This window comes from Arthrobacter sp. NPDC057388 (assembly GCF_042668165.1).
In the GTDB taxonomy this organism is placed as follows: domain Bacteria; phylum Actinomycetota; class Actinomycetes; order Actinomycetales; family Micrococcaceae; genus Arthrobacter.
The window spans coordinates 83,924-96,991 of sequence record NZ_JBHVBL010000001.1 but is presented as its reverse complement, the minus strand read 5'-3'; the positions used below and the strand labels follow the sequence as shown (position 1 = coordinate 96,991).

General features: G+C 66.9%; 13 protein-coding genes. 6 read left to right on the top strand and 7 right to left on the bottom strand.

Annotated elements, in window-relative coordinates; genetic code table 11:
* Positions 1 to 143: 143 nt before the first annotated feature.
* Together ACFUTU_RS00390 and ACFUTU_RS00385 are read right to left on the bottom strand one after the other, a co-directional pair.
* A complete protein-coding gene (locus ACFUTU_RS00390) occupies positions 144 to 1,310 on the bottom strand; it encodes an ABC transporter substrate-binding protein (RefSeq protein WP_377959787.1) in 1,167 nt (388 codons plus the stop codon).
* Positions 1,311 to 1,489: 179 nt separating this feature from the next.
* On the bottom strand, positions 1,490 to 2,104 hold the full coding sequence (locus tag ACFUTU_RS00385; protein WP_377959786.1) for a DUF6919 domain-containing protein: 615 nt from the start codon (positions 2,102 to 2,104) through the stop codon (positions 1,490 to 1,492).
* A gap of 180 nt (positions 2,105 to 2,284) precedes the next feature.
* Between ACFUTU_RS00385 and ACFUTU_RS00380 the strand changes: the two genes are divergently transcribed.
* The gene (locus ACFUTU_RS00380) at positions 2,285 to 3,304 is read left to right on the top strand and encodes an ABC transporter substrate-binding protein (protein ID WP_377959785.1); all 1,020 of its coding nucleotides are present in this window, start codon (positions 2,285 to 2,287) and stop codon (positions 3,302 to 3,304) included.
* Positions 3,305 to 3,388: 84 nt separating this feature from the next.
* On the opposite strand, the gene ACFUTU_RS00375 is transcribed toward ACFUTU_RS00380, so the two are convergent.
* Positions 3,389 to 4,033: an NADPH-dependent F420 reductase gene (locus tag ACFUTU_RS00375; RefSeq protein ID WP_377959784.1), complete on the bottom strand. Its 645-nt coding sequence runs from the start codon at positions 4,031 to 4,033 to the stop codon at positions 3,389 to 3,391.
* Between the two features lie 152 nt (positions 4,034 to 4,185).
* Between ACFUTU_RS00375 and ACFUTU_RS00370 the strand changes: the two genes are divergently transcribed.
* Positions 4,186 to 5,199, top strand: coding sequence for a pirin family protein (locus tag ACFUTU_RS00370; protein ID WP_377959783.1), 1,014 nt, complete (start codon positions 4,186 to 4,188; stop codon positions 5,197 to 5,199).
* Positions 5,200 to 5,223: 24 nt separating this feature from the next.
* Positions 5,224 to 5,571 (top strand): GNAT family N-acetyltransferase, encoded by a 348-nt coding sequence (locus ACFUTU_RS00365; RefSeq protein ID WP_377959782.1) that lies wholly within the window; start codon positions 5,224 to 5,226, stop codon positions 5,569 to 5,571.
* A 16-nt stretch (positions 5,572 to 5,587) separates the two neighbouring features.
* Here the strand turns inward: ACFUTU_RS00365 and ACFUTU_RS00360 are convergent, their stop codons facing one another.
* Both ACFUTU_RS00360 and ACFUTU_RS00355 read right to left on the bottom strand, forming a co-directional pair.
* The gene (locus tag ACFUTU_RS00360; protein ID WP_377959781.1) at positions 5,588 to 6,601 is read right to left on the bottom strand and encodes a LacI family DNA-binding transcriptional regulator; all 1,014 of its coding nucleotides are present in this window, start codon (positions 6,599 to 6,601) and stop codon (positions 5,588 to 5,590) included.
* 143 nt (positions 6,602 to 6,744) lie between these two features.
* Positions 6,745 to 8,097 (bottom strand): MFS transporter, encoded by a 1,353-nt coding sequence (locus tag ACFUTU_RS00355; RefSeq protein ID WP_377959780.1) that lies wholly within the window; start codon positions 8,095 to 8,097, stop codon positions 6,745 to 6,747.
* A 204-nt stretch (positions 8,098 to 8,301) separates the two neighbouring features.
* Between ACFUTU_RS00355 and hisD the strand changes: the two genes are divergently transcribed.
* From hisD to ACFUTU_RS00340, 3 genes are read left to right on the top strand one after another with little or no spacing between them, the layout of a single operon-like run.
* Positions 8,302 to 9,648, top strand: a complete 1,347-nt coding sequence (gene hisD / locus ACFUTU_RS00350) for a histidinol dehydrogenase (protein ID WP_377959779.1) — start codon at positions 8,302 to 8,304, stop codon at positions 9,646 to 9,648.
* Positions 9,649 to 9,660: 12 nt separating this feature from the next.
* Entirely contained in the window at positions 9,661 to 10,416 is a 756-nt protein-coding gene (locus tag ACFUTU_RS00345) for an SDR family NAD(P)-dependent oxidoreductase (protein WP_377959778.1), read from the top strand.
* Between the two features lie 32 nt (positions 10,417 to 10,448).
* The gene (locus ACFUTU_RS00340) at positions 10,449 to 11,414 is read left to right on the top strand and encodes a 3-hydroxyacyl-CoA dehydrogenase family protein (RefSeq protein ID WP_377959777.1); all 966 of its coding nucleotides are present in this window, start codon (positions 10,449 to 10,451) and stop codon (positions 11,412 to 11,414) included.
* Positions 11,415 to 11,419: 5 nt separating this feature from the next.
* Here the strand turns inward: ACFUTU_RS00340 and ACFUTU_RS00335 are convergent, their stop codons facing one another.
* Positions 11,420 to 11,992, bottom strand: a complete 573-nt coding sequence (locus tag ACFUTU_RS00335) for an MOSC domain-containing protein (RefSeq protein WP_377959776.1) — start codon at positions 11,990 to 11,992, stop codon at positions 11,420 to 11,422.
* Between the two features lie 23 nt (positions 11,993 to 12,015).
* A complete protein-coding gene (gene lipA, locus ACFUTU_RS00330) occupies positions 12,016 to 13,035 on the bottom strand; it encodes a lipoyl synthase (RefSeq protein WP_377959775.1) in 1,020 nt (339 codons plus the stop codon).
* Between the last annotated feature and the right edge of the window lie 33 nt (positions 13,036 to 13,068).

Genomic DNA, 13,068 nt, shown 5'->3' with positions numbered 1-13,068 from the left:
TAATGCCCGCAAATCCCCGTTTTGAGGGCATTTCCTGCCAGTTCGCGCTGTCGGGGGCTGCGGCTTGAACCACAAAGGATCCGGCAGGAATGTTCCCGCCGGATCCTTTTTGTCTGTCTTACCGGATTACTCCCTGCCCGGCTTTATTCCTTGCCCAGCCCTGCGGCGGAGGTCTTTTCGCCGGTGACGGCGTTCAGCTGAGTCAGGTCGAAGATGCCGTTGATGTCGGCCTGCTTGGTGGTGCCGGCGTCGACGCCGTCCTGCAGCAACTTCTTGAAAGCGCCGGCCAGCGGGTCCACGCTGAACACGATGTTTTTCAGTGAACGGTCAATGACGTCCTGCGAGAGCGCCTTGCCGGCCACTTCCTTCAGGGCGGCGTTCACTTCCGTGGCCTTCTCTGCGGCCGGGGTGTCATTCAGCCACTTCACGGCTTCGACGTGGCCCTTGAGCAGGGCGTCCACGGTCTGCGGGTGCTCGGCGGCGAACTTCTTGTTCACGATCAGGATGGTGGTGGGGAACTCGCCCGGCTTGCCAGTCAGCGACCCGTCCCACAGGTCCTTCTCATCCACCAGCACCTTCGCCCCGGCCTGCAGCACCAGGCGGGAGGCCCACGGCTCGGGCAGCCACGCGCCGTCGAGCTTGCCGTTCTGGAACAGCTTCAGCGTCTGGGCGTTTTCGGTGGGGTTGATCGCAACGTCCCCGCCGCCGTCGGGATTGGTCTTGTAGCCCTGCTTGCCCAGCCAGGCGCGCAGCGCCACGTCCTGGGTGCCGCCCAGCTGCGGGGAAGCGAGAATCTTCCCCTTCAGGTCCACCGCCGTCTTGATCTCGGGCTTGACCACCAGTTGCGCGCCTCCGGAGGCTGCGCCGGCGATGATGCTGATGGATTCGCCCTTGCTCTTGACGAAGGAGTTGATGGCAGGGTTCGGGCCGATGTACGTGGCGTCGATCGCGCCGGCGTTCAGCGCCTCGATCGCGGCCGGGCCGGCGTTGAACACCTGGGTGCTGAGTTTGGTCTCGCCCAGCTCCTTGGCGATGAAGCCTTTCTGGACTCCCACCAGCGCGGTGGCATGGGTGATATTGCCGAAGTAGCCCAGCTTCAGCTCGGCGGCGGGACCGGTGGCGGAGGCCGCGCTGGCGGTGTCCGGGGCGGAGCTGTTGGCGGCCGTGGTGGCGACGGCGACGCCTGCTCCCAGGACGGCCAGGATGCCGGCCGCGATGCCGATTTTGAGTCCGCTGGGACGTTTGCGGCCGCTGGGCTGTCCCGCGGCGATCCGGGTGGAGCCCGGGTTCTGGTTGGGAGAAGAAGACATGGAATTTTCCTTTTGGAAGATTGAGCGGAGGGGATGGCGCTGAGCGTTGGAATGAGATTACGGAGGCCCCTCCGGCAGCCACAATGGCTGCCGACGCAGGGGTTCACCCTGCGTCGCACGCGGTCATCCCCGCGGTCTTATGCCTTCATCGGGAGTCGCGCAACGTCAAAAATCGCGGGTTAAAGATCCTCCGGGGCTGATTTCAGGGTCTCCAGGACGGCAGGCAAAAGATGCTGCTGCCGGCCCCAGACGGGATCGAGCAGTTCGATGTACCAGGAATCGGCCAGCAGGAGGGCGAGGGTTTCGTTGCTTTCGCGCGCCCAGTCCTGGATCTGCTCGGACTCGACAGGGTTTTCGCTGCTTCCCAGGACCGTGACCACTTCGCCGTCGTGCAGTGTGACCGGAACGGAAGCCTGGCTGACCTCGCCCGGGGCGTGGGCGATGGCAATGAGTTCCGTCTCTGCCGACAGCCGCAGCAAGCGACCGGCAGTCGCAGCTGAGCAGAAACCGGTGACGTACTCGCGCTGGGCATGGCCGGCGTCGGGGCCGTGGCCCGGCTGGGATTCCTTCGTGAACAGGCCGTTGCGGTTGAGCTCGGCCAGCTGGCCGGCAATGGGCAGGGTCTCGTCATCGAAGCGCGGCGCGAGGGTTCCAGGCTGGTATTCGCTGGTGCCCTCGAGCCAGCGCGCGGTAAGCTCGCCGGCGGCGGGGAGGGTGGCCGCCTGCCGCCAGACTTCGCGGTCCGCCAGGAGCCGGCCGTAACTGTCACGTTCGGTGGTGAATTGATCGCTCATACTCGATGCTAGGCGCGGCGGTGCGGTCCGGGGCAGGATGAATGACGCCGTCGAAAGCATTATTAATGACGGTTACGCCGCGTATCTTACGGTTTCCCCGTGCTTTGACCGCCCTTTTCCGCTGACGGATAGTTGCAGCCACAACCGCTACTTCCATTCAATACTTCCAGGGGGCAAACAATGGTCCGTCAGTCTCTCAAGTCCCGCACGCGTGCACTCAAGCCGGGAGTGGCCCTGGCCTTCACCGCCACCAGCCTGCTGGCACTCTCCGCGTGCTCCGATCCCGGGGCTGCAGCGTCGGGGAGCGCGCCGGCCGGCGCCAGCACCTCCACGTCCAAAGCCACGTCAACGGCCAAGGCCTTCAACCTGACGCCCGAGCAGGACCGTTTTCCCGTCACCGCGGACGAGAAAGCCGCGGCGCTGGTTCCGGAAGCCATTAAGAAGGACGGGAAGCTGACCGTGGCCGTGAGCCCGTTCGCCCCGCCGCTGGCGGTTTACGCTACCGATAACAAGACGCCGGTGGGCAACGAGGTGGACATCGCCGTCGCCCTGGCCCAGACGCTGGGGCTGGAGGCCGAAATCGTTCCGACCGCCTGGGCCGACTGGCCCCTCGGCGTCGAATCAGGCAAGTACGAGGCCGTCCTCTCCAACGTCACCGTGACGCAGGAGCGTAAGCTCAAGTTCGACTTCGCCAGCTACCGGGACGACAAGCTCGGCTTCTACGCGAAGAGCGACAGCGACATCAGCAAGGTCGAGTCCGCCCCCGACGTCGCCGGCAAGCGGATCATTGTCGGCTCGGGCACCAACCAGGAGTCCATCCTGCTGCGCTGGGACGCGGAGAACAAGGCCAAGGGGCTGAAGCCGGTCGAGTTCCAGTACTACGACGACGACTCCGCCTCCAACCTGGCGCTGCAGTCCGGCCGCGCTGACCTGGCGTTTGGGCCGAACGCCACGGCCGCCTACAAGGCCGCCACGGACGAGAAGACCAAGCTGGTGGGCCTGGTCGACGGCGGCTGGCCGCTGAAGGCGAGCATCGCCGCCACCACCAAGAAGGGCAACGGCTTTGCCGCGGCCGCCCAGGCCGGCCTGAACCACCTGATCGAGGACGGCACCTACGGCAAGATCCTGGACCGCTGGGGCCTGTCATCGGAAGCCGTGGCCAAGTCGGAGCTGAACCCGGCCGGCCTGCCCAAGAGCTAGGTCCCTCCATCGATTGCTCCGTAACTGCCCTTATCAGCCCCCCAAAACGGCAGTTGCGGAGCAACCGATCGGTTTTTTCGGTGGCTAGCTGCCAGAAACCACTTTCAGCGCGGAGTTCCACTGGAACTCCGGCAGTTGGTCGTTGGCCGAGAGCAGGATGTGCAGGAAGCCGACCTGCTCGAGCTGCCGGGCGCGCCGCTGTGGCCCGACGACGATCGGCCGGAGGCCGCCTGCTTCCACGAACGCTGCGACGGCCCGGACCGCGTCCTCGTCGTCGCCGGCGATGAGGACGTCCAGCTGCTGGCCGGCGACGTCACCGGCGGCCAGCGTCCCAGCGAAGGTGGTGTTGAAGGCCTTCACCACCTTGGCGCCGGTGGTTTTCTGGAGCTCTTCGGCGGCGGAGCTGCCCTCGGGAACGCTGAGGCCTTCGAATGTGGACATGTCCACCGGGTTCGTGATGTCCACGTAGACCTTGCCGTCCAGTGAGCTGCCGTACCTGGCCACGACCTCCTTGGCCGGATCGAAGTACACGGCGGGGATCACGATGTGGCCGCTGACGTCGTCGCCCACCACGCCCGTGGTGACTGAGCCGCCTAGTTCCGCCGCGAGGCTGTCCGCCTTGGCTTTATCGTCGTGCGCGAGCAGCTGGACGGTGTTGCCGCCCGCGATCGCACGGGTTGCCAGTCCGCGGGCCATGTTGCCGGTTCCGATGATGGTGATGTCAGTCATTGTGTTCTTCTTCCTCTGATGGGCGAGACACTTACTGCGGGTCCTCCACAGCTCATCCCAGTGTGCTTCCGCGAATTTGAAGCGTCAACCAAAATCCGGTCCGTGCACGTCTCCGTTGCTCCGGAAGCCGCATTGTTGAAAGGATGATCGGCATGAGCAACCTGGAAACCTTCCCCGAGGAGATCGTCTGCACGGAGGGCGGCCACGCGGAAGCGATCGAGGTCCTGGCCCCCCGGGACGTTCCCCTGGGCGGGCCGCGGGCCATGCCCGTCCGCCGGACCCTGCCCCAGAAGCAGCGCAGCCTCATCGGCGCCTGGTGCTTCCTGGACCACTACGGCCCGGACCTCGTCCCGGAGTCGGGCGGCATGAAAGTCCCGCGCCACCCGCACACGGGCCTGGCGACTGTGAGCTGGCTGTTCAGCGGCAACGTGGACCACCGCGACTCGGCCGGCTACGCGGCGACCGTCCGCCCCGGGGAAGTCAACCTCATGATTGCCGGACGCGGGATCTCGCACCAGGAGTTCTCCACCCCGGACACCCGGATCCTGCACGGCGCCCAGCTTTGGTACGCCCTGCCCGAGGAAACCAGGCACATGGCCCCGACGTTCGAGCACTACGCCCCGGAACCGGTGCAGGGGGACGGCAGCGAGTTGCGTGTTTTCCTCGGCTCGCTCGCCGGCTCCTCCTCGCCCGTGGCCACCTACACCCCGCCGCTGCTGGGTGCCGAGGCGGTGCTTCACGCCGGAGCCCGGCTGGAACTGGACCTGGACCCGTCCTTTGAACACGGCATCCTGCTCGACACCGGCGACGTTTCCGTCGACGGGACTGCGTTGGCGGTGGACCACCTGCACTACCTGCGGCCGGGCCGGACCGGGATTGTGCTGGAGGCCGGGCAGGCGCCGGCGCGGTTGCTGATCCTCGGCGGAGAGCCGCTCGGTGAGCAGATCGTGATGTGGTGGAATTTCGTGGGGCGCACCCACGAGGAGGTGGTTGACTACCGCGCCGCCTGGCAGGCAGAGATCGGCGCCGAACCTGCCGATCCTCCCGCGGGCAGCACGTACCCGGACGGCACGCCCTTCCCCCGCTTTGGGCCTTTTCCGGAAGGCTATCCCGCCCCGCTGCCTGCCCCGGCGTTGCCCAACGCCCGGCTTCGGCCCCGCGGCTGACAGATCACCGACCCAGGAGGACCCTTGGAACTGCAATCAACATTCACCGTCCGGAGCGCCCCGGAGCGCCGCCGCTACGAGCTGCTCGACGGCGACACCGTCATCGGGAAGGCGCACTACCTGCCGCATGACGGGGGACAGGGGCCGGAGCGGATTTTCTACCACACGACCGTCAGCGAGGACTACGCCGGGCAGGGCCTGGCTGCGCGCCTGGTCCAGGACGCGCTGGACGAAACCCTGGATGCCGGGATCGCCGTCGTGCCTGTCTGCCCGTACGTCAAGCTCTGGCTGCGCAAGCACCCGGACTACCAGGAGCGCGCATCCGCAGTCCGCCCCGAGCACCTGGCCGCGCTCGAGAGCGCGCGCCGGTAGGGGTAAGCGAGCCCGGCTAAGCCGGCCCTGACTTCCCTGCCCCGGCGAGCCCGGTGCTGCCCCGGACGATCAGGTCGCACGGGAAGTTCACCCGGCGCGGCGGCTCCCCGGGGGCATGGATGCGCTCCAGCAGCATCTTCGCGCCTGCGCGGGCCATGTCGCGGCTGGGCTGGCGCACGGTGGTGAGGCTGAAGGAATCCCACGCCGCCATATCGACGTCGTCGTAGCCGATCACCCAGCAGTCCTGCGCCGGGATGCGGTTGGCCCGCAGGGCATCCAGCGCACCGAAGGCCATCAGGTCGTTGGCGCAGAAGACGGCCTGGGGCCGGTCGGCGCGGGCAAGCAGCCGGTTCATGACCTGTGCGCTGACGTCGTGGGAGAACCCGCCGTGGAAGCGGAAGTGTTCCGGCACGCCGTGGCCCCGCCCGGCCATCCGGTCCAGGAAGCCCCGGGCGCGCTCACGGGAGGTGCTCGCGTTTTCAGCACCGCCGATGAAGGCCACCCGGGTCCTGCCGTTGTTCAGGAGGTAGTCGGCGACGGCGGCGCCCCCTTCAGTGTTGCTGCTGGTGACCTGGTCGCAGTCCAGGCCTTCCACCACGCGGTTGATGAGGACGATCGGGCTCTTCTTCTCAATGGCCGCCTGCAGTTCGACGGAATCCTCCGTGGCCGTCGTGAAGATGACGCCGTCGACGGCGTGTTCCCGGATGGCCTTCAGTGCATCGTGGTGGCTGCCGCCTCCGGCGTTCCAGATGACGACGCGGAAGCCTGCGGCGTCCAGCTCGCGGCTGAGTTCATCGAGGACTTCGGGGTAAAACGGGTTGGTCAGGTCGGCGACCACCACGCCGATGGTGTTGGTCCGCCTGGTTTTCATGGCCTGCGCCCCGGCGTGGGGCACGTAGCCCAGCGTTTCCATGGCCGCCTGGACACGGGCGCGCGTCGCGGGGGACAGCTTCGCGGGGGAGGACATCACCCGGGACACTGTGGCCTGTGAAACGCCCGCGAGTTCTGCGACATCACGGCTGGTGACCATCGGGGTGTCCTCCTTTTCCGCTGCCGTCCGCGCCGGCGTCCTGCGGATGTGTCATTTTCGTCGTTTCAGAGTAGCCAATCCCTGAAGCTGGCACCGCCGGTGACCTGCGCATGACAGGTCACCGGCGGTGGCGCCGGCTCTGCTTATCGGCCGGTGGTGGGATCGTGCTCGGCGCTCAGGCCGCGCCGCAGCCGGACCCGGGGTGCCGTCTCGGGAGACCAGAGGGCACCCACAATGGTGATGACCGACGTCGCGATCATGTACAGCGCGACGAGCCAGAACCGGTCAAACTCCGGGCCGATCAGGGCGGTGGCGATCAGCGGTGCGAAGCCGCCAGCGAAGACCGCGGCCACCTGCGGCCCGACGGACGCGCCCGAGTAGCGCAGCTTGGGCTCGAACAGCTCGGTGAAGTATGCCGGTTCCACTGAGTAGCAGAGGTCGCGTCCGACGTTGCAGGTCAAGACCAGGACCAGCAGGACCATGAAGAAGTCGCCGGTCTGGACACCCCAGAAGAACGGGAAGGCCATCAGGAGCATGGTCGCCGCGCCTGCGATCACCGTGTAGCGGCGGCCCCAGCGGTCGGAGACCCAGCCCCAGAACGGAATGGAGAAGATGCCCAGGCCGGCCATGATCATGGTTGCCAGCAGGATGCTGTTCTTTTCCAGCAGGATCGCCGGTCCGTAGGCCAGCAGGAAGGTGGTGTAGATGTAGTAGTTTGCGTTCTCCGCGAAGCGCATCATGATGACCTTCAGGATGGTCAGCGGCCGGGTCTTGATGACCTTGACCACGGGCATCTTCTCGATTTCGCCCTTGCGCTTGATCTCCTCGAAGGCGGGGGACTCGTCCACGTTGCGGCGGATGTAGAAGGACAGCACCACCAGCAGGATGGAAACCAGGAACGGGATGCGCCAGCCCCAGGCCATGAACTGCTCGGGCGAGATGAGGCCGCCCATGATGAAGAACGCGCCGTTGGCCAGCAGGGTGCCGGCCGGAACGCCGATCTGCGGCCACGAGCCGAAGAACCCGCGGCGCTTCGCCGGGGCGTATTCGGTGGCCATGAGGGCAGCCCCGCCCCATTCGCCGCCGACGCCGATGCCCTGGATGATCCGCAGCAGGACCAGCAGGATGGGTGCCGCGACGCCGATCGTGGCGAAGTTGGGCAGACAGCCGATCAGGAAGGTGCCGGCGCCCATCAGGCCGAGGGTGGCCATGAGCATCTTCTTGCGGCCCAGGCGGTCGCCGAAGTGGGCGAAGATCAGGCCGCCGACCGGGCGGGCGGCAAAGCCGATCGCGTAGGTGCTGAAGGACAGCAGGATGCCGGCGAACGGGCTCACCTGCGGGAAGAACTGGGTGTTGAGGATGATGGCGGCGGCAACGCCGTAGACGTAAAAGTCGTACCACTCGATGCAGCTGCCGAGCACTGAGGAGACCAGTGCCTTGCGGCGCATCTTCGGATCGATGGCCGGCGGTGCTGCCGTTGTCACGGGGGCGCTCATGTAGAGACTCCTTTGTCTTCGTCCGGACAGTGAGCCCAGCCACACCGGCTGGCTCGTGACTAGCAGTGTATACGTATGCAAAAACCAGATTCAACCCCTTGTGCCAAAAAATGTATACGTATACACTCGATGATCATCCGGTCCTGAGGGACTGGCCGGGCGCTCCATAGGTCGCCCATCGACGAAGATGGAAAGGCAACCCTGATGACCGTTACAACAGCACTTAGCACCGCCGTCGACTCCACCCTGCTGAAGGAGCCCGAGCGCAACAGCGTGGCCCGTGGCAGCACTCCCGAGGTGCGCGCCACCGTGGAAGCTGTCATTGCGGACATCCGCGAGCGGGGGGACGAAGCCGTGCGCGAATACTCCGCAAAGTTCGACAAGCACGCCCCCGAATCCTTCCTGCTCAGCCAGGAGCAGCTCGATGAGATCATGGCCCGGGTGCCGGAGCAGGTCATCGAGGACATCAAGTTCGTCCAGCAGCAGGTCCGCGTGATGGCGCAGAAGCAGCTGGAGTCGCTGTCCGACTTTGAAATCGAGACCCTCCCCGGCGTTTTCCTCGGCCAGAAGAACGTTCCGATCCAGGCCGCCGGCGCCTACATCCCGGGCGGCAAGTACCCGCTCCTCGCCAGCGCCCACATGACCATCGTCACCGCCAAGGTTGCCGGCGTCGAACGGGTCGCAGCCTGCACCCCGCTGATCCAGGGCGAGGTTCCGGACGCCACGGTGGCGGCCATGTACCTGGCCGGCGCCGACGAGATCTACCTGCTCGGCGGCATCCAGGCCGTGGCCGCCCTGGCCATCGGCACCGAAACCATCAAGCCGGTCAACATGCTGGCCGGCCCGGGCAACGCCTTCGTCGCCGAGGCCAAGCGCCAGCTCTTCGGCGAGGTCGGCATCGACCTCTTCGCCGGTCCCACGGAGGTCCTGATCGTGGCGGATGAACACGCTGACCCGTTCATCGTCGCCGTCGACCTGCTGTCCCAGGCCGAGCACGGCCCCGACTCCCCGGCCGTCCTGATCACCACCAGCGAAGAGCTGGGCCGCAAGGTCATGGAGCACATCGACACCATTCTCGTGGACATGCCCACCCGCGACTACGCCGCCGCGGCCTGGCGCGACTGGGGCGCCGTCCACGTGGTGGGGACCCTCGATGACGCGTACGCCCTGGCTGATGAATACGCCTACGAGCACGTCCAGATCCTGACGCAGAACCCCCGCGAGGCGCTGGAGAAGATGCACGATTACGGCGCCCTGTTCCTCGGCGAGGGAACCTGCGTGTCCTACGGCGACAAGGTGATCGGCACCAACCACGTGCTGCCCACGCGCGGCGCGGCCCGCTACACCGGCGGCCTCTGGGTGGGCAAGTACCTGCGCACCGTCACCTACCAGGAAGTGACCAACACAGAATCCAGCGCCTTCTTCGGCGAACTCTGCGGCCGCGCGTCCAGGGTGGAGCGGTTTGAGGGCCACGCCCGGTCCGGCGATGTCCGCGCCGCGAAGTACCGCGGCACGTCCCTGCCCTGGTCGGACCACACCTTCGACAGCTAACGGGGACCGCAAATGCCGGAAGCGCCGAATTTCCGACTGGACGGCAAGAAAGCCCTGGTCACGGGGGCGGGCCGCGGGCTCGGCAAGGCCATTGCTGATGGCCTTGCCGGGTGCGGCGCCACCGTCTACGGAACCAGCCGCGACGCCGAAACCGCCAAACAGATCAGTGAACGGTACGGGACTCCGCCGCTGGCCGTGGACCTCACCGATACCAGCAACGTCGAAGGCTTCGTCGAATCGCTCCAGCAGGCCAGCGGCGGCATTGACCTGCTGGTCAACAACGCCGGGGTCAACGTGCCCAAGCCGGCCCTGGAGCTGACGGAGGATGACTGGGACACCGTCTTTGATACCAACCTCAAGGGCACCTTCTTCCTGACCACGGCACTGGCGCGGCGCTGGATGGATGCCGGCACCCGCGGGGCCATCGTCAACATCGCCTCCCAGGCGGGGATCGTCGGGATCGAGGAGCGCGCGGCCTACGGCACCAGCAAGGCCGGGATGATCCACCTGACCAAGATCCTGGCCCTGGAGTGGGCCGCCGCCGGAATCCGGGTCAACGCCGTCGCCCCGACGTTCGTGCGGACGGAACTGACGGCATCGACCCTCAGCCGGCCAGACTGGGCCAGCGAACTGCTCTCCCGGATCCCGGCGGGCCGATTCGGGGAACCCGAAGACATCGCCGGCGGCGTGGCGTTCCTGCTCAGCGACGCGGCGTCGCTCATCACCGGTCACACGCTGACCGTCGACGGCGGCTACACCATCCGCTGACCCTCCCGTTTGGCGTCTTGAAGAGGAGCAACATGCAAACCATACAGAGCATCGCGGCCACCGCAGTGGTCGGTGCCGGCTACATGGGCGGCGGCATAGCCCAGGTCCTGGCACTGCACGGCTACGGGGTGGCGCTGGGGGATGTCGACGGCGAAATCGCCGAACGCTCCCGCGTTCGCCTTGTAAACCAGGCGCGGGACTTCGAGGCCCGGGGGCTGCTGCCTGCCGGTGCCGCCGACACGATCGCGGGCAACCTCACCGCTGCCGCGAGCATCGAGGAGGCCGTTTCGACGGCGGACTACGTCGCCGAGGCGGTCCCGGAGGACCGGGTCATCAAGGCGGACATCCTGGGCCGCATCTCCGCGGCAGCGCCCGCCGGGGCGGTCATCGCATCAAACACGTCCGCCATTCCGATCGGGGAACTGGCAGCGGCGGTCAGCAACCCGGAACGCTTCCTCGGCGTCCACTGGATGAACCCTGCGCCCTTCATTCCCGGGGTGGAGCTGATCCCCGGGCCGCAGACGGCGCCCGGCGTGATGGACCTTGCCGAAGAGCTCATCCGGTCCCTTGGCAAGACTCCGGCCCGGGTGGCCGACACTCCGGGATTCGTGGCCAACCGCCTGCAGTTCGCGCTGTACAAGGAAGCGGCCCGGATCGTGGAAGAGGGAGTCGCCGCCCCGTCACAGATCGATGCGGTGGTCAGCAGCACCTTCGGGTTCCGGCTGGCGCTCTTCGGGCCCTTCGCTATCGGCGACATGGCCGGGCTGGACGTCTACGAGTCCTCGTACCGGACCTTGGAGAAGGCTTACGGCGAGCGGTTTTCCCCGCCCGCCGCGCTGACATCAACGGTCGAGGAAGGCAACCTCGGGCTGAAAACCGGCCGAGGGTTCCTGGACATCGACCCCGCCAGCCGGGATGACCTCGTCGCTTACCGGGACAGCGCCTACGCCCGGCTTTCGCAGCTGCGGGCCGAGCTGGGGCAGGCGCCGGGGCTGTAACAGCGCTACGGCAGCCGGCCTGGCCGCAGCACGCTCGGAACGCCCGCCTGCCCGGGCTGGAGCGGCACGGGACTGACCAGCACCGCAGGCCCGCGGTGCAGCACGCCGTCGGAAAGCGCATGGCAGCGCATGCCGCCGCGCCCGCGCATCGCGGCATGCGCGCCGGGCGCGAGCATCCTGTCCATCCAGGCGCAGGGGTGGGCGGGGCGTCCGCCCCTGAACCGCACCACATTGCCCTGTGACTCCAATGTGAAGTCCTGGCCCAGGAGCGGGGCCAGGTGGGCGCCCCGGAGGATCACGTTGCGCCGGGTCAGCAGGGGATCGAAGGGACCGGCGTCGAGTTCTTCGGCGATGGCCTCGAGCGCTTCCACCGCGAAGAGCGTGACGGCGGCGTCCATGTGCGCTGCCTTGCCGAAGAACCTGTCCCCGACGATGCCCTTGCCGGCCACCACCTCGACCTGCTCGGCGTCCGTCGTCGGCACGTCAGCGGCGCCGTCCCGCGCACGGCCGAAATACGCATGGCCAGGCGACACGAGCAGATGCAGGACCTCAACGTCGTATCTGTAGGTTTCGGTCATGCAACAACGCTATACCCGCGGTTTCAGGCCGGCCTTTTGAGGAGGGTGCTGGCTTCCTGGCGGGTGGTGCCGGAGTCCTGGATGCCGTCTGCGATGTGGGCGAGTTCGGCGGGGATGTCGCGGCCTTTTTTGCGCATGGCGGTGGCCCAGAGCCGGCCGGCGCGGTAGGAGGAGCGGACCAGGGGCCCGGACATGACGCCGAGGAAGCCAATCTCTTCGGCTTCGTGCTGCAGGTCGACGAATTCCTGGGGTTTGACCCAGCGGTCCACGGGCAGGTGCCGTTCGGAGGGGCGGAGGTACTGGGTGATGGTGATCAGGTCGCAGCCCGCGGCGTGCAGGTCGCGGAGCGCTTCGGAGATTTCCTCGCGGGTTTCGCCCATGCCCAGGATGAGGTTGGACTTGGTGACCATGCCCAGGTTCCGGCCCTGGGTGATGACGTCCAGGGAGCGTTCGTAGCGGAATGCGGGGCGGATGCGCTTGAAGATCCGGGGCACGGTTTCGACGTTGTGCGCGAAGACCTCGGGGGCGGAGTCGCAGATCGCTTTGATGTGGTCGGGGTTGCCGGAGAAGTCCGGGATGAGGAGTTCGACGCCGGTGCCGGGGCTGAGTTCGTGGATCTTGCGGACGGTTTCGGCGTAGAGCCAGACGCCTTCGTCTTCGAGGTCGTCGCGGGCGACGCCGGTGACGGTGGCGTAGCGCAGCTGCATGGACTGCACGGAGCGGGCGACCTTGGTGGGTTCGAACCGGTCCACGGGGGAGGGTTTGCCGGTGTCGATCTGGCAGAAGTCGCAGCGGCGGGTGCATTCGGAGCCGCCGATGAGGAAGGTGGCTTCCTTGTCTTCCCAGCATTCGAAGATGTTGGGGCAGCCGGCCTCTTCGCAGACGGTGTGCAGGCCTTCCTTTTTGACCAGGTTTTTCAGGCCGACGAATTCCGGGCCCATCTGGACCTTGGCCTTGATCCAGTCCGGTTTGCGTTCCACCGGGGTGGCCGCGTTGCGCTGCTCGATCCGCAGCATTTTCCGGCCTTCTGGTGCCAGTGTCATGGTTCTCTTTCCGTAGTCCTAAATCAGCAGGAG